Annotated in this window: 32 protein-coding genes and 1 pseudogene; all 33 read left to right on the top strand. The window is 43.9% G+C overall.

The window, feature by feature from the left end; genetic code table 11:
• Positions 1 to 276 precede the first annotated feature (276 nt).
• The 33 genes and pseudogenes from mreC to rplQ all read left to right on the top strand — a co-directional run bounded on the left by mreC (position 277) and on the right by rplQ (position 18,962).
• Positions 277 to 1,137 (top strand): rod shape-determining protein MreC, encoded by an 861-nt coding sequence (gene mreC / locus B3Q63_RS07140; RefSeq protein WP_296175263.1) that lies wholly within the window; start codon positions 277 to 279, stop codon positions 1,135 to 1,137.
• A 197-nt stretch (positions 1,138 to 1,334) separates the two neighbouring features.
• A complete protein-coding gene (mreD, locus tag B3Q63_RS07135) occupies positions 1,335 to 1,820 on the top strand; it encodes a rod shape-determining protein MreD (protein WP_296175260.1) in 486 nt (161 codons plus the stop codon).
• A gap of 63 nt (positions 1,821 to 1,883) precedes the next feature.
• Positions 1,884 to 2,618: a Maf family protein gene (locus B3Q63_RS07130; protein ID WP_296175258.1), complete on the top strand. Its 735-nt coding sequence runs from the start codon at positions 1,884 to 1,886 to the stop codon at positions 2,616 to 2,618.
• A gap of 119 nt (positions 2,619 to 2,737) precedes the next feature.
• On the top strand, positions 2,738 to 4,330 hold the full coding sequence (locus B3Q63_RS07125) for an Rne/Rng family ribonuclease (RefSeq protein ID WP_296175256.1): 1,593 nt from the start codon (positions 2,738 to 2,740) through the stop codon (positions 4,328 to 4,330).
• 465 nt (positions 4,331 to 4,795) lie between these two features.
• Entirely contained in the window at positions 4,796 to 5,107 is a 312-nt protein-coding gene (gene rpsJ / locus B3Q63_RS07120) for a 30S ribosomal protein S10 (protein ID WP_010196670.1), read from the top strand.
• Positions 5,108 to 5,155: 48 nt separating this feature from the next.
• Complete coding sequence (gene rplC / locus B3Q63_RS07115) at positions 5,156 to 5,794, top strand: 50S ribosomal protein L3 (protein WP_201562653.1); 639 nt, start codon at positions 5,156 to 5,158, stop codon at positions 5,792 to 5,794.
• A gap of 14 nt (positions 5,795 to 5,808) precedes the next feature.
• Positions 5,809 to 6,411 carry a 50S ribosomal protein L4 gene (gene rplD, locus B3Q63_RS07110; protein ID WP_149490930.1) on the top strand — a complete coding sequence of 201 codons (603 nt, stop codon included), beginning with the start codon at positions 5,809 to 5,811 and terminating at the stop codon, positions 6,409 to 6,411.
• The gene (gene rplW / locus B3Q63_RS07105; RefSeq protein WP_183621135.1) at positions 6,408 to 6,758 is read left to right on the top strand and encodes a 50S ribosomal protein L23; all 351 of its coding nucleotides are present in this window, start codon (positions 6,408 to 6,410) and stop codon (positions 6,756 to 6,758) included. The genes rplD and rplW overlap by 4 nt, the downstream gene beginning before the upstream one ends.
• Before the next feature lie 11 nt (positions 6,759 to 6,769).
• Positions 6,770 to 7,597 carry a 50S ribosomal protein L2 gene (rplB, locus tag B3Q63_RS07100; RefSeq protein ID WP_149490928.1) on the top strand — a complete coding sequence of 276 codons (828 nt, stop codon included), beginning with the start codon at positions 6,770 to 6,772 and terminating at the stop codon, positions 7,595 to 7,597.
• Positions 7,598 to 7,609: 12 nt separating this feature from the next.
• Positions 7,610 to 7,885: a 30S ribosomal protein S19 gene (rpsS, locus tag B3Q63_RS07095; RefSeq protein ID WP_021813372.1), complete on the top strand. Its 276-nt coding sequence runs from the start codon at positions 7,610 to 7,612 to the stop codon at positions 7,883 to 7,885.
• Between the two features lie 10 nt (positions 7,886 to 7,895).
• Positions 7,896 to 8,225 (top strand): 50S ribosomal protein L22, encoded by a 330-nt coding sequence (gene rplV / locus B3Q63_RS07090; RefSeq protein WP_068408473.1) that lies wholly within the window; start codon positions 7,896 to 7,898, stop codon positions 8,223 to 8,225.
• A gap of 3 nt (positions 8,226 to 8,228) precedes the next feature.
• Positions 8,229 to 9,021 (top strand): annotated as a pseudogene (rpsC, locus tag B3Q63_RS07085) (30S ribosomal protein S3).
• A complete protein-coding gene (gene rplP / locus B3Q63_RS07080) occupies positions 8,961 to 9,374 on the top strand; it encodes a 50S ribosomal protein L16 (RefSeq protein WP_183621137.1) in 414 nt (137 codons plus the stop codon). Before rpsC ends, rplP begins: the two are co-directional and overlap by 61 nt.
• A complete protein-coding gene (gene rpmC, locus B3Q63_RS07075; protein WP_011279794.1) occupies positions 9,374 to 9,571 on the top strand; it encodes a 50S ribosomal protein L29 in 198 nt (65 codons plus the stop codon). Before rplP ends, rpmC begins: the two co-directional genes overlap by 1 nt.
• Complete coding sequence (gene rpsQ / locus B3Q63_RS07070) at positions 9,568 to 9,843, top strand: 30S ribosomal protein S17 (protein ID WP_201562651.1); 276 nt, start codon at positions 9,568 to 9,570, stop codon at positions 9,841 to 9,843. Before rpmC ends, rpsQ begins: the two co-directional genes overlap by 4 nt.
• 181 nt (positions 9,844 to 10,024) lie before the next feature.
• Positions 10,025 to 10,393, top strand: a complete 369-nt coding sequence (rplN, locus tag B3Q63_RS07065; protein ID WP_010196702.1) for a 50S ribosomal protein L14 — start codon at positions 10,025 to 10,027, stop codon at positions 10,391 to 10,393.
• A gap of 8 nt (positions 10,394 to 10,401) precedes the next feature.
• Positions 10,402 to 10,719 (top strand): 50S ribosomal protein L24, encoded by a 318-nt coding sequence (gene rplX, locus B3Q63_RS07060; protein WP_011279796.1) that lies wholly within the window; start codon positions 10,402 to 10,404, stop codon positions 10,717 to 10,719.
• 21 nt (positions 10,720 to 10,740) lie between these two features.
• Positions 10,741 to 11,277, top strand: coding sequence for a 50S ribosomal protein L5 (gene rplE, locus B3Q63_RS07055; RefSeq protein WP_102077550.1), 537 nt, complete (start codon positions 10,741 to 10,743; stop codon positions 11,275 to 11,277).
• A 12-nt stretch (positions 11,278 to 11,289) separates the two neighbouring features.
• Positions 11,290 to 11,595 carry a 30S ribosomal protein S14 gene (gene rpsN / locus B3Q63_RS07050; protein WP_011279798.1) on the top strand — a complete coding sequence of 102 codons (306 nt, stop codon included), beginning with the start codon at positions 11,290 to 11,292 and terminating at the stop codon, positions 11,593 to 11,595.
• Positions 11,596 to 11,606: 11 nt separating this feature from the next.
• Complete coding sequence (gene rpsH, locus B3Q63_RS07045; protein ID WP_201562649.1) at positions 11,607 to 12,005, top strand: 30S ribosomal protein S8; 399 nt, start codon at positions 11,607 to 11,609, stop codon at positions 12,003 to 12,005.
• A gap of 224 nt (positions 12,006 to 12,229) precedes the next feature.
• Entirely contained in the window at positions 12,230 to 12,763 is a 534-nt protein-coding gene (rplF, locus tag B3Q63_RS07040; RefSeq protein WP_183621140.1) for a 50S ribosomal protein L6, read from the top strand.
• A gap of 11 nt (positions 12,764 to 12,774) precedes the next feature.
• The gene (gene rplR, locus B3Q63_RS07035) at positions 12,775 to 13,125 is read left to right on the top strand and encodes a 50S ribosomal protein L18 (protein ID WP_149490924.1); all 351 of its coding nucleotides are present in this window, start codon (positions 12,775 to 12,777) and stop codon (positions 13,123 to 13,125) included.
• 2 nt (positions 13,126 to 13,127) lie between these two features.
• The gene (gene rpsE / locus B3Q63_RS07030) at positions 13,128 to 13,643 is read left to right on the top strand and encodes a 30S ribosomal protein S5 (protein WP_010196711.1); all 516 of its coding nucleotides are present in this window, start codon (positions 13,128 to 13,130) and stop codon (positions 13,641 to 13,643) included.
• Positions 13,644 to 13,663: 20 nt separating this feature from the next.
• Entirely contained in the window at positions 13,664 to 13,843 is a 180-nt protein-coding gene (rpmD, locus tag B3Q63_RS07025; RefSeq protein WP_068408453.1) for a 50S ribosomal protein L30, read from the top strand.
• Positions 13,843 to 14,283 (top strand): 50S ribosomal protein L15, encoded by a 441-nt coding sequence (gene rplO / locus B3Q63_RS07020; protein WP_296175237.1) that lies wholly within the window; start codon positions 13,843 to 13,845, stop codon positions 14,281 to 14,283. The genes rpmD and rplO overlap by 1 nt, the downstream gene beginning before the upstream one ends.
• Positions 14,284 to 14,302: 19 nt before the next feature.
• A complete protein-coding gene (secY, locus tag B3Q63_RS07015) occupies positions 14,303 to 15,634 on the top strand; it encodes a preprotein translocase subunit SecY (protein WP_183621185.1) in 1,332 nt (443 codons plus the stop codon).
• A gap of 32 nt (positions 15,635 to 15,666) precedes the next feature.
• The gene (gene rpmJ / locus B3Q63_RS07010) at positions 15,667 to 15,783 is read left to right on the top strand and encodes a 50S ribosomal protein L36 (RefSeq protein ID WP_010196721.1); all 117 of its coding nucleotides are present in this window, start codon (positions 15,667 to 15,669) and stop codon (positions 15,781 to 15,783) included.
• A 66-nt stretch (positions 15,784 to 15,849) separates the two neighbouring features.
• Positions 15,850 to 16,059 carry a hypothetical protein gene (locus B3Q63_RS07005; protein ID WP_201624038.1) on the top strand — a complete coding sequence of 70 codons (210 nt, stop codon included), beginning with the start codon at positions 15,850 to 15,852 and terminating at the stop codon, positions 16,057 to 16,059.
• Positions 16,038 to 16,394 carry a 30S ribosomal protein S13 gene (gene rpsM, locus B3Q63_RS07000; RefSeq protein WP_021813384.1) on the top strand — a complete coding sequence of 119 codons (357 nt, stop codon included), beginning with the start codon at positions 16,038 to 16,040 and terminating at the stop codon, positions 16,392 to 16,394. Before B3Q63_RS07005 ends, rpsM begins: the two co-directional genes overlap by 22 nt.
• A gap of 20 nt (positions 16,395 to 16,414) precedes the next feature.
• Complete coding sequence (gene rpsK, locus B3Q63_RS06995) at positions 16,415 to 16,804, top strand: 30S ribosomal protein S11 (RefSeq protein WP_010196728.1); 390 nt, start codon at positions 16,415 to 16,417, stop codon at positions 16,802 to 16,804.
• A gap of 48 nt (positions 16,805 to 16,852) precedes the next feature.
• Positions 16,853 to 17,494 carry a 30S ribosomal protein S4 gene (gene rpsD / locus B3Q63_RS06990; RefSeq protein WP_011279807.1) on the top strand — a complete coding sequence of 214 codons (642 nt, stop codon included), beginning with the start codon at positions 16,853 to 16,855 and terminating at the stop codon, positions 17,492 to 17,494.
• Positions 17,495 to 17,575: 81 nt separating this feature from the next.
• Positions 17,576 to 18,583, top strand: a complete 1,008-nt coding sequence (locus tag B3Q63_RS06985) for a DNA-directed RNA polymerase subunit alpha (protein WP_068408445.1) — start codon at positions 17,576 to 17,578, stop codon at positions 18,581 to 18,583.
• Positions 18,584 to 18,602: 19 nt separating this feature from the next.
• On the top strand, positions 18,603 to 18,962 hold the full coding sequence (gene rplQ, locus B3Q63_RS06980) for a 50S ribosomal protein L17 (protein WP_183621142.1): 360 nt from the start codon (positions 18,603 to 18,605) through the stop codon (positions 18,960 to 18,962).
• Positions 18,963 to 19,034: the final 72 nt, after the last annotated feature.

Below are 19,034 nucleotides of genomic sequence, written 5' to 3'. Positions count from 1 at the left end.
GCATTGCTATAGTTAGTTTAAAATAAAAGCGCGACATTATAGCTATGTGCGACTGGTATAAATTTTCCTTGCTTGCTGTTATCACAGAGGCTACGAAAAATTCATCCCAGTCGCACGGTATAGATTTTAAAATTGTATCGATTTTAAAGTAGTTCTACTATATCGAGATGCTAAGTACAAAATTTTGATAGGGTCATATTTTATATCTTGATATTTGCTATTGTTATGTCAAGTAGCCGTTATTGCTCACATTAAAACCTCTAGATTAGACCAACTATGATTCCAAGTATTTTTGCTCGCCAACCGCTAGCGCTTCGTAAGACTGCTATTGTATTGATAGTGGCGCTGATACTGATGTGGTTTGATAGCAAAAATCCAGAATGGTTCAATCCCATACGTACGACCACCCATGCCGCCATGCAGCCCATTTATGAGCTGTCGTTATTGCCAAGCTATGCAAAACACTGGTCAAGTGGCAGTCTGCAATCTAAAGAAGCGCTACGCCGCGAAAACATGCAGCTAAAATCGCAACTTATCCATGCTCAAGCTAAGCTGCAGCAGCAAGATTATATCTTGGCGCAAAACGCCCGCCTGCAAGGTATCCTATCGACCACACGTCCCGAACAGTTTGATTTAAATTTGGCCCAAGTGATTGGTACTGATACCAATCTGCTCAGGCAAATCGTGGTGCTCAATAAAGGCGAGCAAGATGGCGTGCAAGTGGGTCAAACGGTCATCGATGAAGACGGTATCTTAGGGCAAATTATTAATGTCTATCCCAATACCAGCCGCTTGTTATTGATTACCGATGAGCAGCAGTCTGTTGCCGTAACCGTCAAGCGTACGGGACAGCGCGCCATTGTCACCGGTGAGGGCATACCAACCTCTTTACGTCTAAACTATGTCTTTAAAACCTCAGATGTGCGCGTTGGCGATGAGCTGGTGTCATCAGGATTGGGCGGGCGTATACCGGCAGGCTATCGGGTTGGGCGTATTGCTCATGTCGAAGATACGCAAGCTGATAACTTTAGAAGTATTGAAGTCACGCCAGCGGCAAACTTTATCGACAATGCTTACGTGCTGGTGCTACAAGATAAGCTGAGCAATAAACGCAATGCAGACATCAGTGAAAATTAATAGCTTATTCATAAGAAAGTATAACTTATTCATAAGCATGCATAGCTTGTCATAATCCATAGCGTGCATGTATGGATAGATGGATGAATGAATGATATCCAAAGATATTATTAACCATTAACCGCCGTGTTATTCCCCTCAATGCTAGATTAATAGTCAAATAGCAGCCGCTAAACACTCGCTAAAGGTAAGTATTCATGGCATATCCTGATTCTGATAATGCAACTGGGCTGTTGCTTGCCGTGATTGTCCTGAGCTTTATTGTCGCCTCCTCGCTTAGTGTTTATCCGTTAAGCCCGAGCATGGCAACATTGCGCCCGATGGTTATGATGATGGTGCTGATTTTTTGGTTACTGTTTCAACCGCGTTATGTCGGGGTTTTTGCCGCCTTTACCATTGGCATCATCGCTGATTTGTTGATGGACACACACTTAGGTCAGCAAGCCTTTGCTGCCGTGATGGTGGCATTGGTGATAAAAGTCACTAGTATTTATATTAGACAGCTAAATACCATCAGTGCGTGGCTAATTGCCAGCCTAGGGTTAGCCATCTTCCAAGTCACTTTATGGATATTACAGATGTATATCCAAGATACCTTTGTCGCCCAATCTGCCTTATCTTTATTGATGAGTATTATAAGTTGGCCATTGGTGCTATTTATATTACGCAAATTTGCGCGCTGATTTTAGGTGCTTATTAATCTGCAATAATAAAAAGTCATAAATTTATAAAATAAGAGAATAGCAATGAAACTCATTTTAGCGTCTGGCTCACCGCGCCGTCATGAGCTGTTAACTAGAGCGCAACTCGACTTCACGGTCATGAGCGTCGATATTGATGAGACGCCTCATATTGATGAAGCGCCCAAAGCGTATATTGAACGTATGGTCGCTACTAAGGCAGAGGCAGCAGTCGAACAATTAAATAGAGCATTGAATAAAAAGTTAAACGACAAACAAGCTGACTTACCTGAATCCATTATTGTTTTAACCGCTGATACCATCGGTGTCTTAGCAGACGGCAAGACAGTGTTGGTTAAACCGGCTCATCGTGAAGACGCTTATCGCATGTGGCAGCAGATGTCTGATAATGTCCATGAAGTCTGGACAGCGGTGCAAGCAACCCATATAGCATTCTCCTCTGAGAGTGCTAGCAGCCCAAATCATAAGCCAGTATTGCAAGTCGTGAATCAGCAAAAAATCACTGAGCGTACCGAAGTGACCTTTATACCTTTAACCATAGAGATGATGAGTAATTACTGGGACAGCGGTGAACCTGCTGATAAAGCGGGCGGTTACGGCATTCAAGGTTTGGGTGCAGCATGGGTGAGCCGTATCAATGGCAGCTATACCAATGTGGTTGGTTTGCCGCTGGCACAGACATTGGCGCTTATAAATAAGATGCAAGTAAATGACATGCAACTAAAAGAAATACCAGAGGATAAAGCTAAGGCTGTCAATTCGCTAAAAGTAGATGGCTAACCCTTATGCACATAATGACACGGTAGGGTGATGGGCAAACGCAAGGTGCATTTGGTACACTGTGAGGCTACCAAACTATGAACGCTTCACAAGAAAGCTGAGTGATAAGAGAAAATATTATGTCCGAAGAGCTGCTGATTAATATTAGTCCCATGGAATCTCGGGTCGCCGTGTTGGATAACGGTGTCTTAGGCGAGATTTATATTGAGCGTCATCATAAACTGGGTTTGGTCGGCAATATCTATCTAGGGACGGTGGTACGTGTGCTTCCCGGTATGCAAGCAGCTTTTGTTGATATTGGACAATCGCGCACCGCATTTTTACATGTCAATGATATGCAGCGTGAGCCGCGTCCAGTCGCCGAAAAGAAAAACAAATCCCAAGACTCGACCAATAACGAACGCACTATTATAGACGCCGCTACTGATGAATTAGCAATCACGCCGCCCGTTGTCAGTGCGCAAAGCACTGAAGTCGTCCCCGTTACAAAAACTCTGATTCAGCATCGTCTGCACGAAAGCCAACGTATTTTAGTACAAGTCACCAAAGACCAGCTCGGTAGCAAGGGTGCACGTCTAACCACCAATATCTCGCTGCCATCACGTTATTTGGTTTATTTGCCATCAAGTGAACATATCGGTATCTCGCAACGTATCGATGGCGACGAAGAGCGCACACGGCTGAAAACTGAACTTGCTAGCCTGATGCAAACCGTCAATCTAAAAGGCGGTCTCATTGCCCGTACAGCGGCTGAGCGTGTCCCTGTCGATAAGCTTGAAGAAGATATTTACTATCTATTGCAGCTGTGGCGCACTATTTGTGCCCGTCGCCAAGAAATGAAGCCCAATCAAAGCTCCGAGCTTATCTATCAAGAGTTATCGCTACCTTTGCGCTCGATTCGTGACTTGGTACATGCCGATACCGAAAAAGTGGTGATTGATAATGCACAAATTTATGAGCAAGTTAGATACTTTGCCAAAGAATTTGTCCCCTTTGTCTATGACCGCATTGTGCATTATACCGCTGAGCAATCACTGTTTGATGTGCACCGTGTCGAAGACGACTTACGCGACGCCCTAAAACGGCGGGTCGACTTAAAGTCGGGTGGCTATCTGATTATCGATCAGACTGAAGCCATGACCACGATTGATGTCAATACTGGCTCTTTCGTTGGCGCGCGCTCGTTAGAAGATACCGTTTATAAAACCAATCTCGAAGCCACCCATGCTATTGCACGGCAGCTACGTCTGCGCAATCTAGGCGGCATTATTATTCTAGATTTTATCGACATGCTTGAGCAGCAGCATAAAGACGATATTTTAGAGAGTTTGCAAGCACAGCTGACACAAGATTATGCCAAAACCAAAATCACCCAAGTCAGTGAGCTTGGCTTGGTTGAGATGACGCGCAAACGTACCCGCGAATCGCTCGGTCAGCAGCTTTGTGAGCCGTGCTCAACCTGTCAGGGTCGCGGCTTTGTTAAAACCGCTGAAACCGTCTGCTTTGAGATTTTCCGTGAAATCATGCGCTGTGCTCGCACTTATAACTCACCAAAGAAATTTACCGTGGTCGCCCATGCTGCCGTGATAGATTTATTACTGACTTCAGAATCGGACACCGTGGCAGATTTAGAGTACCTATTGGGTCGGGTAATTACCTTTGACGTTGAGAATCTTTATACCCAAGAGCAGTATGATATTGTTCTAGATTAAGCGTTTATTATTAAATACCCAAAGCAAGTAGTTTAGAGATTAGCGACTGCATAAGTTAATCTTTAATGACCAATACTCTTATAAAAAGTGGGGATGTAGTGTACAAATAATGTTTTATATCAATTACTATCTAACATCATTGCAAATAACCTCCTTGCAATGGGTCAAAAATTATGTATAATACACACCACTGAATTATATATGCGCAGCCAATCAAACAGCTGGCGCTATGACAGCTAGAGCATCGTTTCTAGCACTATTTCATTATGCCTTTGCTGACATCCTATAATGGAAGGGTCGGCGGGGCTTTAAACTATTTTGCTTTTAGTACGCTATAAGTTCCGTTAACGAACTCATTCTGGTTTAGAACAGAAGGCCGCTTTAAGTGAATATTTAACCAAACGGCTTTTGCTCATTTACTTGCAAAGCAAGAATGACAAAGGCACATATTAGGAGCTTGCTGGCATGGCTAACCAGAGAATCCGTATCCGTCTTAAGTCTTTTGATCATCGTCTGATTGATCAATCTGCACAAGAGATTGTTGATACTGCAAAGCGCACCGGTGCGCAAGTTTGTGGTCCTGTACCGTTGCCGACTCGCATTGAGCGCTTCAACGTTCTAACTTCACCACACGTAAACAAAGACGCTCGTGATCAGTACGAAATCCGTACTCATAAGCGTATGGTTGACATCGTTCAACCTACCGACAAAACTGTGGATGCGCTAATGAAGCTTGACTTGGCGGCGGGTGTTGACGTTCAAATTGCTTTGGGTTAATGCACATAAACACCCAACCCATTAATATAAGATATAAAGAGGTCTAAAATGGCGATCGGTTTAGTCGGTAAAAAATGCGGCATGACCCGTGTCTTCACTGAAGCAGGCGCATCTATCCCTGTAACAGTGGTTGAGATCAGTGCTAACCGCATTACTCAAGTAAAAAATACTGATGTAGATGGCTATCAAGCCATCCAAGTTACCACAGGTACCCGTCGTGACAGCCGCGTAACAGCAGCTCAAAAAGGTCACTTCGCTAAAGCTGGTGTTGCAGCTGGCCGTGGTGTTTGGGAATTTCGTGCCAATGAAAGCGACCTTGAAGGTCGTGAAATTGGCGGTGAGATCCTAGCTGACTTGTTCGAACAAGGTCAGATGGTTGATGTCACAGGACAGAGTAAAGGTAAAGGCTTTCAAGGCGGCGTGAAGCGTCACAACTTCAGCATGCAAGATGCCACTCATGGTAACTCAGTATCTCACCGTGCCCTTGGTTCAACTGGTCAAAACCAGTCACCAGGTAAAGTCTTCAAAGGCAAAAAAATGCCAGGTCAGATGGGTAACAAACGTGTTACCGTTCAGGGCCTAGAAGTGATATCGGTTGATGTTGAAAAAGGGTTACTTGTCATCAAGGGTGCTATCCCAGGTGCCACCGGTGGCGATGTCATCGTACGTCCGTCAGTCAAAGCCTAAGCAAGGGGATTAACGTGGATTTAAAAACAGTTACAGGGGCGGCAGTTGAGCTTTCTGATACGGCTTTCGGTCGTGAATTCAACGAAGCATTAGTGCATCAAGTCGTCACCGCATATCTTGCTGGTGCTCGTCAAGGTACACGCGCTCAAAAAACCCGTGCCGAAGTTTCTGGCGGTGGCATTAAGCCATGGCGCCAAAAAGGTACTGGTCGCGCTCGTGCAGGTTCTATTCGTAGCCCAATCTGGCGTTCTGGTGGTCGTGCATTCGCTGCAAAACCACAAGATTGGTCACAAAAAGTTAACCGTAAGATGTATCGCGGTGCGATGCAGTGCATCCTAGCCGAATTGATTCGTCAAGATCGTCTAATTTTGGTTGAAGAGCTAAGCGTTTCTGGCCCTAAGACCAAAGAGCTGATTGCAAAGTTAAATGACTTAGGCGCACCTCGTGCACTAATCGTCACCAAAGAAGTTGACGAAAACTTATACTTAGCTGCTCGCAACATTCCACACGTCAATGTACTTGGTACAAATGAAGTGGATCCAGTGAGCTTGATTGCTTTTGATAAAGTAATCATGTCAGTTGAAGCTGCGAAACAATTTGAGGAAGCACTAGCATGAATAACGCAAGACTTTATCAGATCCTAAGAGGACCTGTATTCTCAGAGAAATCTCAAATGCTTGGCGATTCACTTGGTGTGCAGGTATTTAAAATTGACTCTAACGCTACTAAGCTAGAAGTCAAAAAAGCAGTTGAGATGATGTTCGAAGGCGTTGAAGTTTTAAAAGTAAACACTTTGAATGTTAAAGGTAAGACAAAGCGTTTTGGTAAGAATATCGGCCGTCGTAATGACTATAAAAAAGCCTACGTTACCTTAAAAGCTGGTCAAGATGTACAAATGGCTGATGCTGGTGAAGACGTCGCAAAAACGACTGCTTCTACTAGTGAAACAGCGAACAACGAATAAGGATTACACTCATGCCTATCGTAAAAGCAAAGCCAACATCACCAGGCCGTCGTTTTGTTGAAAAAGTGGTGCATCCACACCTTTACAAAGGTCGTCCTTTTGCAGCGCTTCTCGAATCAAAAAGTAAGTCAGGTGGTCGTAACAATAATGGTCGCATCACGACTCGTCACATCGGTGGTGGTCATAAGCAACATTATCGTATTATCGATTTCAAACGTACTAAAGACAATATCCCAGCCACGGTAGAGCGTATCGAATACGATCCTAACCGTACTGCGCACATTGCTTTACTTAAGTACGCTGATGGTGAACGCCGCTATATCATTGCTGCTAAAAAACAAGCAGTTGGTGATACAGTAATGTCAGGAGAGAACTCTCCAATCCGTCCAGGTAACTGTTTACCGCTGAAAAACATCCCATTGGGTACTGTGATTCACAATATCGAACTTAAAATCGGTAAAGGTGCACAGCTAGCTCGTTCTGCGGGTGCCAGCGTTCAATTACTTGGTCGTGACGGTATTTATGCTATTCTACGTCTACGTTCTGGCGAAACACGCCGCGTACACGTGAACTGCCGTGCCGTTATCGGTGAAGTTTCTAACACTGAAAACAACTTGAAATCACTTGGTAAAGCCGGTGCTTCACGTTGGCGTGGTGTTCGTCCTTCTGTTCGTGGTGTTGCTATGAACCCGGTTGATCACCCACATGGTGGTGGTGAAGGTCGTAACAAAGGTCGCCATCCAACCAGCCCTTGGGGTCAGAAGTCTAAAGGACTTAAAACGCGTCACAATAAGCGTACTGACAGTATGATCATCCGCCGCCGCGCCAAGAAGAAATAAAGGAAGAATTTCATGCCTCGTTCATTGAAAAAAGGTCCATTCATAGACGCGCACTTGTTTGCCAAAGTTGAGAATGCATTAGACACCAACTCACGCAAACCAATTAAGACTTGGTCGCGCCGCTCGATGATTTTGCCACAAATGGTTGGCCTAACCTTATCTGTTCACAACGGCCGTACTCATGTACCGGTTATCGTGAGCGAACAGATGGTTGGTCATAAACTAGGTGAATTTGCCCCGACTCGTACGTATCGTGGTCATGGCATTGACAGAAAAGCTAAGAAATAAGGTGCTTACCATGGAAGTAACTGCAAAATTACGCGGTGCCGCCATTTCGGCACAAAAAGTTAGACTCGTTGCTGATGAAGTTCGTGGCAAATCTATCGAGCGTGCTTTGGATATCCTAACGTATAGTAATAAAAAAGGCGCTGTCTTCGTTAAGAAATGTCTTGACTCAGCCATCGCCAATGCCGAACATAACAACGGTTTAGATATTGATACCCTTAAAGTATCAACCATCTACGTTGATGAAGGCATTACGCTAAAACGTATCCTACCACGTGCTAAAGGTCGCGCTGATCGTATCAGTAAGCGTACTTGTCACATCACTATAAAGGTAGGAGAATAAGTTATGGGTCAAAAAGTACATCCAATCGGAATTCGTCTTGGTGTTGTCAAAAAGCATAACGCAAACTGGTATGCTAACCCTAAACAATACTCAGAATACCTGATCAACGACATCCAAGTCCGCGAGTATCTACGCAAAAAACTAGATAATGCTATGATTAGCAATATCATGATTGAGCGTCCTACTGGTGCTGCTAAGATTACCATCGCCACTGCGCGTCCTGGTATTGTTATCGGTAAGAAAGGCGAAGATATCGAAAGACTTCAAAAAGAATTGACCAAAATTATGGGCGTACCTGCTCAGGTCAACATTGAAGAAATCACTTCACCTGATCTTGATGCACGTTTGGTCGCTGATGGTATCGGCAGCCAACTTGAGCGTCGCGTTATGTTCCGTCGTGCGATGAAGCGCGCGGTACAGAACAGCATGCGCTCTGGTGCTAAAGGTATTAAAGTTGAGTTGTCTGGCCGTCTTGGCGGTGCTGAGATCGCTCGTACTGAATGGTACCGTGAAGGTCGTGTGCCATTGCATACACTCCGCGCTGATATTGACTACGCGTCAGTACGTGCAGAGACAACTTACGGCACTATCGGTGTAAAAGTTTGGATTTTCCGTGGCGAAATCCTTGACGGCATGAACAGTGTATACAATCCCGTCAAAGAAGAGCAGACTCGTGCGCCAAAACGCCGTGGTCGTGGAAACGGAAACCGTCGAAACACAGACAGAGGTTAAACTATGTTACAGCCAAAACGTACCAAGTTTCGTAAAATGCACAAAGGTCGTAACACTGGGCTAGCTCATCGTGGAAGCACCGTTGCATTCGGACAAATTGGTCTAAAATCGTTGACTCGTGGTCGTATGACTGCCCGTCAAATTGAAGCAGCACGTCGTACCATCACTCGTAAAATTAAGCGTGGCGGTAAGATTTGGATTCGTGTATTCCCAGACAAACCAATTACTAATAAACCACTAGAAGTACGTATGGGTAAAGGTAAAGGTCCTGTAGAATATTGGGTATGCGAAGTCAAACCTGGTAAAATGCTATATGAAATCGAAGGGGTTTCAGAAGACCTTGCTCGCGAAGCGTTAACGCTTGCTGCAGCAAAACTGCCCTTTAAAACTACCATTGTTAAGCGGACGATAATGTAATGAAGATCAGTGAATTACGTGATAAATCATTAGAAGAACTGACCCAGTTACTTGATGAAAAGCAACTTGATGCTTTCCGTATTCGTATGGCTAAAGCAACTGGTCAGTTGGGGAATACCCATGAAGTGCGTGTCAATCGTCGTGCGATTGCTCAGCTTCAGACTTTGATTAACGAGAAACAACGAGGCGACTCATGAGCGATAACAATCAAACAGCGACCAATGCTAGCGTATTGACAGGACGAGTTGTCAGCGACAAGATGGACAAGTCCATCACAGTTTTGATTGAGCGTCTGGTTCGTCATCCTTTGTATGGCAAACAGCTTCGTCGTTCTACAAAAATCAAGGCTCATGATGAGAATAACGTTTGCCAACAAGGCGACCTTGTCCGCATCAAAGAAACGCGTCCAATCTCAAAAACCAAGTCTTGGACTTTGGTTGAAGTGGTTGAAAAAGTAGAAAAAATCTAAGTAAATTGCATTAAAAGCCAGAAGCTGTTAAAATAGCCGCCTTTTTAAGGATGCTGATTGCGCCGAGCGTATATCACTCACATTAAGAGTAGCAGCGGTTATTATTATTAAAATGCCGACTACTCATACTGTGCTAGCGGCAGCAACTGGTTTTTATTGCTCATACGTGTGGAGTAACGCTATGATTCAGGTTGAATCGATGCTGGAAGTTGCAGATAATAGCGGTGCAAGACGAGTTCAGTGCATTAAAGTACTGGGTGGCTCTCATCGTCGTTATGCATCAGTTGGCGACATTATTAAAGTAACGGTTAAAGAAGCCATTCCGCGTGGTCGTGTTAAAAAAGGCGACGTGATGAATGCTGTAGTTGTACGTACCAAAAAAGGCGTTCGTCGTCCTGATGGTTCTGTTCTGCGTTTTGACGACAATGCTGCGGTATTGTTGAACCAAAACAAAGCACCGATTGCAACTCGTATTTTTGGACCGGTAACTCGTGAACTACGTGGTGATCAGTTTATGAAAATTGTATCACTAGCACCAGAAGTATTGTGAGGTAATCCATGTCAAAATTACGTAAAGGCGATACAGTTATCGTGATTGCTGGGAAAGACAAAGGCAAGCAAGGTACTGTACAAGCTGTAAAAAATGATCGTATTAAAGTTGAAGGCATTAATATTGTCACTAAACATCAGAAGCCAAATCAGGCAACTGGCGTTGAAGGTGGTATTCTTAAGCAAGAAGCTTTTCTGCATATCTCAAATGTCGCAATATTAAATGCGCAAACCCAAAAAGCTGATCGTATTACTTATCAGTTCGGCGAAGACGGCAAGAAACAACGCGTCTATCGTTCGAACGGTGAAGTAGTGGCGACTGCGTAAGACACTAAGGGTGTAATGGTAATGGCAAGATTAAAATCTTTATATAACGAAGAATTAAAGCAGCAAATCAAAGAAGAGCTTGGTTTGGCGAACGTGATGCAAGTGCCTAAAATCACTAAAATCACACTAAATATGGGTGTAGGCGGCGCGTCTCAAGACAAGAAATTGCTTGAAGGTGCAGTAGCTGATATGACCGCTATCGCTGGTCAAAAACCTGTCGTCACCAAAGCGCGTAAATCAGTTGCTGGCTTTAAAATTCGTGAAGAATGGCCAATTGGCTGTAAAGTAACGCTACGCGGTGAGCAAATGTACGAATTTTTAGATCGTCTCATTGCCATTGCAATTCCTCGTATTCGTGATTTCCGCGGTTTTTCACCTAAAGCCTTTGACGGACGTGGTAACTACTCATTGGGTATCAAAGAACAAATCGTATTCCCAGAAGTAGATTTTGACAAGATTGATCGTATCCGCGGTATGGATGTGACAATCACCACGTCAGCTGGTACTGATGAAGAAGGTCGTGCGTTGCTTAAAGCATTCGGCTTCCCATTTAAATAAGGTAAAGACGTTATGGCAAAGAAGAGCATGATTAACCGCGAATTAAAGCGCGAAAAAATGGTTGCTAAGTACGCTGACAAGCGTATCAAGCTAAAAGAAACTATCAGTGATATGACTGCAAGTGACGAAACTCGTATGGAAGCGATGTTAGAGCTACAAGCTCTACCACGTAACGCATCACCAGTACGTCTGCGCAATCGTTGTGCTATCACAGGTCGTCCTCACGGTTACTTCCGCAAGTTTGGCTTATCACGCAATATGCTGCGTGAGCGTGTCATGCAAGGCGATGTGCCTGGTGTTCGTAAAGCAAGCTGGTAAGGAGTAACTATATGAGTATGCAAGATACCGTTGGGGATATGCTAACCCGTATTCGTAACGCACAAATGGCCAATAAAGTATCGGTAGCAATGCCGAGCTCTAAACTACGTAAATCAATCGCTGACTTATTGGTTAGTGAAGGTTATGTAGCTAGCGCTGTTGTTACTGAAGAAGACAACAACAAAGCAACTTTATCTATCGAATTGAAATACTTCGAAGGTAAAGCTGTTATCGAAACGATTCAACGTTTTAGCCGTCCTGGTTTACGCCAGCATCGCGGTAAAGACGCTATCCCTACTGTTAAACAAGGTATGGGTGTTGCTATCGTATCAACTAGCCAAGGTATCATGAGCGATCGTGCTGCACGCGCTGCTGGTATCGGTGGTGAAGTCGTTGCATTCGTTGCCTAATTAGCAATTGTTGCTATGGGTAATGAGACGATAAAGTCTACTTGAACCCCTTTGCGCTGATGACAATTCTGCATAGAATTAACGAAGCTCAAAGAACGCTAAGCATTTGATATTGATAAAATTGAATGATGTTTATTGGGAACAATTATGCTAAACTAGCAGGCTTTTTAGCCTGTTAGTTTTTTCGCTAATATAAAGAAGTTAATTTTTTAAGGAATATTCCTATGTCTCGTGTGGCTAAAGCCCCAGTGACGCTGCCAAACGGCGTAAGCGTTACTTTGAACGATCGGCAGGTCGAAGTTAAAGGCAAGAACGGCAATTTGTCTTTACGCCTGCATGATTTGGTCGAGCTGAAACAGGAAGATGATGCAATCATTTTCTCACCTACAGTCGATTCAAAAGAAGCCATGATGCACACTGGCACCATGCGCGCTCTGCTTAACAACTATGTTACAGGCGTTAATGAAGGCTTCGAAAGACGTCTTCAACTAATTGGTGTTGGTTATCGTGCTCAAGCTACTGGTAATAAAGTAACGCTAAACGTTGGTTACTCACATCCAGTAGAATATACGTTACCTGAAGGTGTATCGGCTGAAACACCAACGCAAACTGAAATTGTTTTGAAATCAAACAATAAGCAGCAGCTTGGTCAAGCAGCGGCTAATATCCGCGCTTTCCGCCCACCAGAGCCTTACAAAGGTAAAGGTATTCGTTATAGTGACGAGCATGTGATTCGCAAAGAAGCCAAGAAAAAATAAGGTGAGTTGAAATGTTTGATAAAAAAGCAGCTCGTCTACGTCGAGCTAAGAAAACCCGCGCACATATCCGTTTCTTGGGCGTTCATCGTCTAACGGTTAACCGTACGCCGAAACACATTTATGCCCAGATTATCTCTCCGAACGGTGGTGAAGTGATTGCTCAGGCATCTACCTTAGACAGCAGTTTGCGTTCAGGCGCGACTGGTAACGCTGATGCAGCGACGTCTGTGGGCCAATTGATCGCAGAACGCGCAAAAGCAGCTGGTATCACTAAAGTTGCCTTTGACCGTAGTGGTTTTAAATATCATGGTCGAGTTAAAGCTTTAGCTGAAGCTGCTCGCGAAAACGGATTGGAGTTTTAATCATGGCTAGAAATGATAAAAATGATAAAAATGAACAGACTGACGGTCTAGTAGAACGCTTAGTTACCGTTGATCGCGTTGCAAAAGTTGTTAAAGGTGGTCGTATTTTCTCTTTCACCGCGCTAACTGTAGTTGGTGATGGCAATGGTCGTGTTGGTTTTGGTCGCGGTAAAGCACGTGAAGTGCCAGCTGCTATTCAAAAAGCACTAGAAGCTGCCAAACGTAATATGATTACTGTTGAGCTAAATGATGCAACTTTGTATCATCCAATCAAAGCACGTCATGGTGCTAGTAAAGTTTATATGCAACCTGCATCTGAAGGTACTGGCGTAATCGCTGGTGGCGCAATGCGTGCTGTATTAGAAGTTGCTGGTGTCAAAGATGTTTTGACTAAATGTTATGGTTCTACCAATACCGCTAACGTTGTTCGCGCAACGTTCAATGGTTTACGTGATATGTCAACTCCAGAAAAGATGGCAGCGAAACGTGGTAAATCTGTAGACGAAATCTTGGGTTAACTTAGACTAGGTGAGTTACGATGAAAAAAATGAAAGTCACTCAATTTAAATCGGGTGCCCATCGCCTCAAGAGCCACAAAGCGAGCTTGAAAGGATTGGGTTTACGCCGTATTGGTCATACTGTTGAAGTAGAAGACACTCCTTCAACACGTGGTATGGTCAATCGCGTCAACTACATGGTAAAAGTGGAGGAAGCGTAATGGGACTTAGATTAAATGAATTATCACCAGGTGTTGGCGCAAAGAAAACTGCCCAACGTCGTGGTCGCGGTATCGGTTCAGGTCTTGGTAAGACTGGTGGTCGTGGTGTAAAAGGTCAGAAATCTCGTTCAGGTTCTAGCATTCGCTCAGGATTTGAAGGTGGTCAAATGCCTTTATATCGCCGTCTACCAAAATTTGGTTTTACCAGTAAAATGGCCATGACGACTGCTGAAGTTCGTCTGTCTGAACTGAACAAAATCGAAGGCGATGTGGTTAGCATTGAAACATTAAAAGCTGCTAACCTTATCCGTCATGACATGAAGCGCGCTCGTATTATGTTGTCAGGCGAAGTTCCTAAAGCTTATACCTTTAAAGGTATCAAAGTGACTAAAGGCGCCAAGCAAGCAATCGAAGCTGCTGGTGGTAGCATCGAGGAGTAGTAACGTGTCAAAACAATCAATGTCATCGGCTGGTATACCGCTCAATCCATTTGCCTTTATACGTAAGTATGATGAATTATGGACGCGTTTATTATTCTTAATCGGCGCATTGATTGTTTATCGTTTAGGGTCACATATTCCAGTGCCGGGTATCAATCCGGTTAACTTGGCTGATCTGTTTTCGCGCAACGAAAATACCATTCTGAGCATGTTTAACATGTTCTCAGGTGGTGCACTAGAGCGTATGTCCATCATGGCGCTTGGCATTATGCCATATATTTCAGCATCAATTATTGTACAGATGATGTCTGCAGTACTGCCATCGCTTGAAGCCCTCAAAAAAGAAGGTGAAGCGGGACGACGTAAGCTAAACAAGTACACCCGTCAGGGCACACTTGCGTTAGCGCTAGTACAGTCATTAGGAATGTGTGCTGGCTTAATCAGTCAAAATCTTACCTTATCTTCTGGTCTGACCTTTTATATTCCAGCGGTTACCTCATTGGTAGCTGGTGCTATGTTCTTAATGTGGCTTGGTGAGCAGATTACAGAGCGCGGCGTAGGTAATGGTATCTCAATGCTCATTTTTGCGAGTATTGTGGCTGGTACGCCAGGTATGATTTCGCAGTCTATCGAACAGGTCAATCAAGGGCAGATGAACTTGATTGTACTCTTTATCTTTGTATTGCTAGGCATCGCGGTGACTGCTGGTATCGTTTATATTGAACGTGCTCAGCGCCGTGTACCAGTGAACTATGCACAGAAGCAACAACAAGGCCGCAAGATATATGCTCAGCAGCAGTCACACTTGCCGTTGAAGCTGAACATGGCAGGGGTTATCCCGGCCATTTTTGCCAGCTCGTTATTGTTGTTTCCAGCAAGTTTAGGGCAGTGGGTTGGTCAATCGGCTGATCCTACCTTGACGCAAAAGATATTGCAGAATATGGCATTGGTGTTGTCTCCAGGGCAACCGCTATATTTGGTTCTGTTTGGCGCAATGATTATTTTCTTCTGTTACTTCTATACGGCATTGGTATTTAGTCCGCGTGAAGTCGCTGAGAACCTTAAACGTAGTGGTGCGTATATCCCAGGTATTCGCCCCGGACAACAAACTCAGCGTTACCTAGATCATGTATTAAACCGACTGACCTTTATTGGCGCGATGTATATGACGGTTATTTGTTTAATGCCAATGGTCGTCCAGTCATCGTTTGGTGTACCGTTTCAACTTGGTGGTACGTCGTTACTGATTATGGTGGTTGTGGTGATGGACTTCATCTCGCAAATCCAAGCGCATTTGATGACCCATCAATATCATGATCAGACGTTAATTCAATCGCCCACTCAACCTTAAATGAGCGGTACGATATCTCAAAGGAGTATGCTATGAAAGTTCAAGCATCAGTTAAGAAGATTTGTGGTAGCTGTAAAGTTGTGCGCCGTAAAGGCCGTGTACATATTATTTGTACCGCAGAACCTCGCCACAAGCAACGTCAAGGTTAATATTTAGTATTCTAAAGTGTTAAGCTTTAGTTACTAATTAAATTAATACTTGAAAAATGACGGCGGATGGGATATCATCCGCCACTTGCCGTAGTTTATGCAAAATCTTTTATAACATGGTCAATGAATGGGCTTGGTTACCAAGTCAAAACAGCGATAATAATTATAAAAGCTTTAGTATTGACAGCAACAAATCTGAAAAATAATGCCTTATCTATAGATAAAGCTTATTTTTCTTTAATGGAGAGAAATCAATGGCTCGTATTGCCGGCGTAAACATTCCGGATAATAAGCATGCTGTTATTTCACTAACTTACATCTTTGGTGTAGGTCGTACCACTGCTCAGAAAATCTTAGAAGCAGTTGGCATTGCCCCTACTACTAAAGTTAGTCAGTTAGATGATACACAGTTAGATGCTATCCGTGCACAAGTTGCAAATTACATGACTGAAGGTGATCTTCGTCGTGAAGTGTCAATGAATATCAAGCGTTTGGTTGATCTTGGTTGTTACCGTGGCATCCGCCATCGCCGTAACCTACCAGTTAGAGGTCAGAACACCAAGAACAACGCTCGTACTCGTAAGGGTCCGACACGCCCTCTCAAAAGATAATTAACTTAGGAAGCTAAAAGATGGCAAAAGACACTCGCAGTCGCAAAAAGGTGGCTCGTCGTTCAGTATCGGAGGGCATTGCCCATATCCATGCGTCTTTTAATAACACCATTGTTACGATTACCGATCGTCAAGGTAATGCATTGGCTTGGGCCACTTCAGGTGGACAAGGCTTCCGTGGTTCACGTAAATCTACACCATTTGCAGCTCAGGTTGCAGCTGAAGTCGCTGGTAAAGCGGCTCAAGAATATGGTGTTAAGAATATCGACGTTTTGGTCAAAGGACCAGGACCGGGTCGTGAGTCTGCGGTAAGAGCACTAGGTGCATTGGGTTATAAAGTCAACAGCATCTCTGATGTAACCCCAATCCCACACAATGGTTGCCGTGCGCCGAAAAAGCGCCGCGTCTAATATTAAAGACGAAGCTTTTTATCATAAGAGCTTATAGGAGACATAACAATGGCCCGTTATATTGGACCAAAACTCAAATTATCACGTCGTGAAGGTACAGACTTAGGCCTTAAGTCTGGTGTTAAACCATACGACGTAAAAACGAAAAAATCGGCTCGTCCACCTGGTCAACATGGTGTTAGCCGTAATAAAAGTTCAGAATACTCTCTACAGTTACGTGAAAAACAAAAAGTTAAGCGTATCTATGGTGTATTAGAGCGTCAGTTTGCAAACTACTACAAAGAAGCTGCTCGTAAGCGTGGCGCTACTGGTGAAAACTTGTTAGCAATGCTTGAGAGCCGTCTTGATAACGTAGTATATCGCATGGGCTTCGGCTCAACTCGCGCTGAAGCACGTCAGCTAGTTAGCCATCGCACTGTGATGGTAAAAAAAGCTGGCCGTGATGAGTTTGTTCGTGTGAACATTCCATCAATTCAGTTGCAAGATGGTGATGTCATCGCTATCCAAGAGAAGTCTCGCGAACAACTACGTATTAAAAACGCTATCGAACTAGCGACACAACGTGGTATTCCAGAATGGCTAGATGTTGACCACAGCAAACTACAAGGCACGTTTAAGAAAGCGCCTGATCGTATTGATCTACCTGCTGAAATCAACGAAAGCTTGATCGTTGAGCTATACTCTAAGTAAGTAACGTGATGCTCGATGTTATGAAAATAGCATTGAGCAATTGACGTTAATTAAACCAGTTTAATAAATCGAGGTGACATCATGATGCTAAGTGCAACTGAGTTTCTAACGCCGAATGCCATTAACGTGGATACGGTTAATGAAACGATTGCGAAAGTCACGCTCGAACCGTTAGAACGCGGCTTTGGGCATACCTTAGGTAATGCCTTACGTCGCATCTTGTTATCTTCATTACCTGGTGCTGCAGTCATTGAAGCTGAGATTGATGGTGTTGACCATGAATACTCAACGCTTGAAGGACTACAAGAAGACGTGCTTGACTTGCTTTTGAACTTAAAAGGCTTGGCAATTACCCTTCATGACCAAAATGAAGTATTTTTGACCTTGGATAAACAAGGTCCAGGCACTATTACTGCTGCAGACATCACCTTGCCGCATAATGTTGACATTATCAATCCAGAATTGGTATTAGGCACATTAAGCGATCGTGGTCATCTTAAGATGCGTTTGCGCGTAGTAATGGGTCGTGGATATGAGCCAGCAAACCAGCGCCGTGAAGATGGTGACACTAAAGCGATTGGACGCTTGAAGCTTGATGCAAGTTTTAGTCCAGTACTTCGTGTTGCTTATCAGGTTGAGAACGCACGTGTAGAACAACGTACCGATCTTGATCGTCTTATCATTGAGCTTGAAACTAATGGCACTATAGATCCAGAAGAAGCAATTCGTAAAGCAGCCACTATTTTACAACAACAGATTTCTATCTTTGTTGACCTAGAAGCTGAAGAAGCGCCTGAGCCTGTGAAAGAAAAAGAAGAGGTTGATCCGGTGCTATTACGCCCTGTGGACGATCTCGAACTAACGGTTCGCTCAGCCAACTGCTTGAAAGCTGAAAACATTTACTATATCGGTGATTTGGTACAGCGTTCAGAGACTGAACTACTAAAAACCCCAAATCTTGGTAAGAAATCATTAACGGAAATCAAAGACGTATTAGCGTCTAAAGATTTGGAGCTTGGTATGCGCCTAGATAACTGGCCGCCAGCTGACCTTCGTGTTGATGATCGCTTTTCTTATCGTAGCCGTTAAACTTTAAGGATTTTTGACTATGCGCCATCGTAAGAGTGGAGTCAAGCTGGGTCGTACCGGCAGTCATCGTAAGGCAATGTTTCAGAACATGACCAACTCATTATTTGAGCATGAACTGATCAAAACAACTTTACCAAAAGCAAAAGAGTTACGTCGCGTTGCTGAGCCATTAATCACTATGGCTAAAGAAGACAACGTTGCTAACCGTCGTTTGGCATTCAGCCGTATGCGTAGCAAAGCTATGGTAGGCAAACTATTTGGTACTCTTGGTCCTCGTTACCAAGCTCGTCCAGGTGGCTATTTGCGTATCGTAAAATGCGGTTACCGTGATGGTGACAATGCGCCAATGGCTTATGTAGAACTGGTTGATCGTGACTAATTTTACACGCTAATTGTAAGATAAAAAAAGCTCCAATTAATTGGAGCTTTTTTTTATGCGTTTTTTATTGAT

The sequence above is a fragment of the Psychrobacter sp. UBA2769 genome (assembly GCF_002352555.1).
GTDB classification, from domain to species: domain Bacteria; phylum Pseudomonadota; class Gammaproteobacteria; order Pseudomonadales; family Moraxellaceae; genus Psychrobacter; species Psychrobacter maritimus.
This window is presented reverse-complemented; position numbering and strand designations above follow the sequence as displayed.

What these genes read in the sequence shown, in the direction of transcription:
- mreC (WP_296175263.1), top strand. Translation starts at nt 277, where the DNA reads ATGATTCCAAGTATTTTTGCTCGCCAACCGCTAGCGCTTCGTAAGACT.
- mreD (WP_296175260.1), top strand. Translation starts at nt 1,335, where the DNA reads ATGGCATATCCTGATTCTGATAATGCAACTGGGCTGTTGCTTGCCGTG.
- B3Q63_RS07130 (WP_296175258.1), top strand. Translation starts at nt 1,884, where the DNA reads ATGAAACTCATTTTAGCGTCTGGCTCACCGCGCCGTCATGAGCTGTTA.
- B3Q63_RS07125 (WP_296175256.1), top strand. Translation starts at nt 2,738, where the DNA reads ATGTCCGAAGAGCTGCTGATTAATATTAGTCCCATGGAATCTCGGGTC.
- rpsJ (WP_010196670.1), top strand. Translation starts at nt 4,796, where the DNA reads ATGGCTAACCAGAGAATCCGTATCCGTCTTAAGTCTTTTGATCATCGT.
- rplC (WP_201562653.1), top strand. Translation starts at nt 5,156, where the DNA reads ATGGCGATCGGTTTAGTCGGTAAAAAATGCGGCATGACCCGTGTCTTC.
- rplW (WP_183621135.1), top strand. Translation starts at nt 6,408, where the DNA reads ATGAATAACGCAAGACTTTATCAGATCCTAAGAGGACCTGTATTCTCA.
- rplB (WP_149490928.1), top strand. Translation starts at nt 6,770, where the DNA reads ATGCCTATCGTAAAAGCAAAGCCAACATCACCAGGCCGTCGTTTTGTT.
- rpsS (WP_021813372.1), top strand. Translation starts at nt 7,610, where the DNA reads ATGCCTCGTTCATTGAAAAAAGGTCCATTCATAGACGCGCACTTGTTT.
- rplV (WP_068408473.1), top strand. Translation starts at nt 7,896, where the DNA reads ATGGAAGTAACTGCAAAATTACGCGGTGCCGCCATTTCGGCACAAAAA.
- rplP (WP_183621137.1), top strand. Translation starts at nt 8,961, where the DNA reads ATGTTACAGCCAAAACGTACCAAGTTTCGTAAAATGCACAAAGGTCGT.
- rpmC (WP_011279794.1), top strand. Translation starts at nt 9,374, where the DNA reads ATGAAGATCAGTGAATTACGTGATAAATCATTAGAAGAACTGACCCAG.
- rpsQ (WP_201562651.1), top strand. Translation starts at nt 9,568, where the DNA reads ATGAGCGATAACAATCAAACAGCGACCAATGCTAGCGTATTGACAGGA.
- rplN (WP_010196702.1), top strand. Translation starts at nt 10,025, where the DNA reads ATGATTCAGGTTGAATCGATGCTGGAAGTTGCAGATAATAGCGGTGCA.
- rplX (WP_011279796.1), top strand. Translation starts at nt 10,402, where the DNA reads ATGTCAAAATTACGTAAAGGCGATACAGTTATCGTGATTGCTGGGAAA.
- rplE (WP_102077550.1), top strand. Translation starts at nt 10,741, where the DNA reads ATGGCAAGATTAAAATCTTTATATAACGAAGAATTAAAGCAGCAAATC.
- rpsN (WP_011279798.1), top strand. Translation starts at nt 11,290, where the DNA reads ATGGCAAAGAAGAGCATGATTAACCGCGAATTAAAGCGCGAAAAAATG.
- rpsH (WP_201562649.1), top strand. Translation starts at nt 11,607, where the DNA reads ATGAGTATGCAAGATACCGTTGGGGATATGCTAACCCGTATTCGTAAC.
- rplF (WP_183621140.1), top strand. Translation starts at nt 12,230, where the DNA reads ATGTCTCGTGTGGCTAAAGCCCCAGTGACGCTGCCAAACGGCGTAAGC.
- rplR (WP_149490924.1), top strand. Translation starts at nt 12,775, where the DNA reads ATGTTTGATAAAAAAGCAGCTCGTCTACGTCGAGCTAAGAAAACCCGC.
- rpsE (WP_010196711.1), top strand. Translation starts at nt 13,128, where the DNA reads ATGGCTAGAAATGATAAAAATGATAAAAATGAACAGACTGACGGTCTA.
- rpmD (WP_068408453.1), top strand. Translation starts at nt 13,664, where the DNA reads ATGAAAAAAATGAAAGTCACTCAATTTAAATCGGGTGCCCATCGCCTC.
- rplO (WP_296175237.1), top strand. Translation starts at nt 13,843, where the DNA reads ATGGGACTTAGATTAAATGAATTATCACCAGGTGTTGGCGCAAAGAAA.
- secY (WP_183621185.1), top strand. Translation starts at nt 14,303, where the DNA reads ATGTCATCGGCTGGTATACCGCTCAATCCATTTGCCTTTATACGTAAG.
- rpmJ (WP_010196721.1), top strand. Translation starts at nt 15,667, where the DNA reads ATGAAAGTTCAAGCATCAGTTAAGAAGATTTGTGGTAGCTGTAAAGTT.
- B3Q63_RS07005 (WP_201624038.1), top strand. Translation starts at nt 15,850, where the DNA reads ATGGGATATCATCCGCCACTTGCCGTAGTTTATGCAAAATCTTTTATA.
- rpsM (WP_021813384.1), top strand. Translation starts at nt 16,038, where the DNA reads ATGGCTCGTATTGCCGGCGTAAACATTCCGGATAATAAGCATGCTGTT.
- rpsK (WP_010196728.1), top strand. Translation starts at nt 16,415, where the DNA reads ATGGCAAAAGACACTCGCAGTCGCAAAAAGGTGGCTCGTCGTTCAGTA.
- rpsD (WP_011279807.1), top strand. Translation starts at nt 16,853, where the DNA reads ATGGCCCGTTATATTGGACCAAAACTCAAATTATCACGTCGTGAAGGT.
- B3Q63_RS06985 (WP_068408445.1), top strand. Translation starts at nt 17,576, where the DNA reads ATGATGCTAAGTGCAACTGAGTTTCTAACGCCGAATGCCATTAACGTG.
- rplQ (WP_183621142.1), top strand. Translation starts at nt 18,603, where the DNA reads ATGCGCCATCGTAAGAGTGGAGTCAAGCTGGGTCGTACCGGCAGTCAT.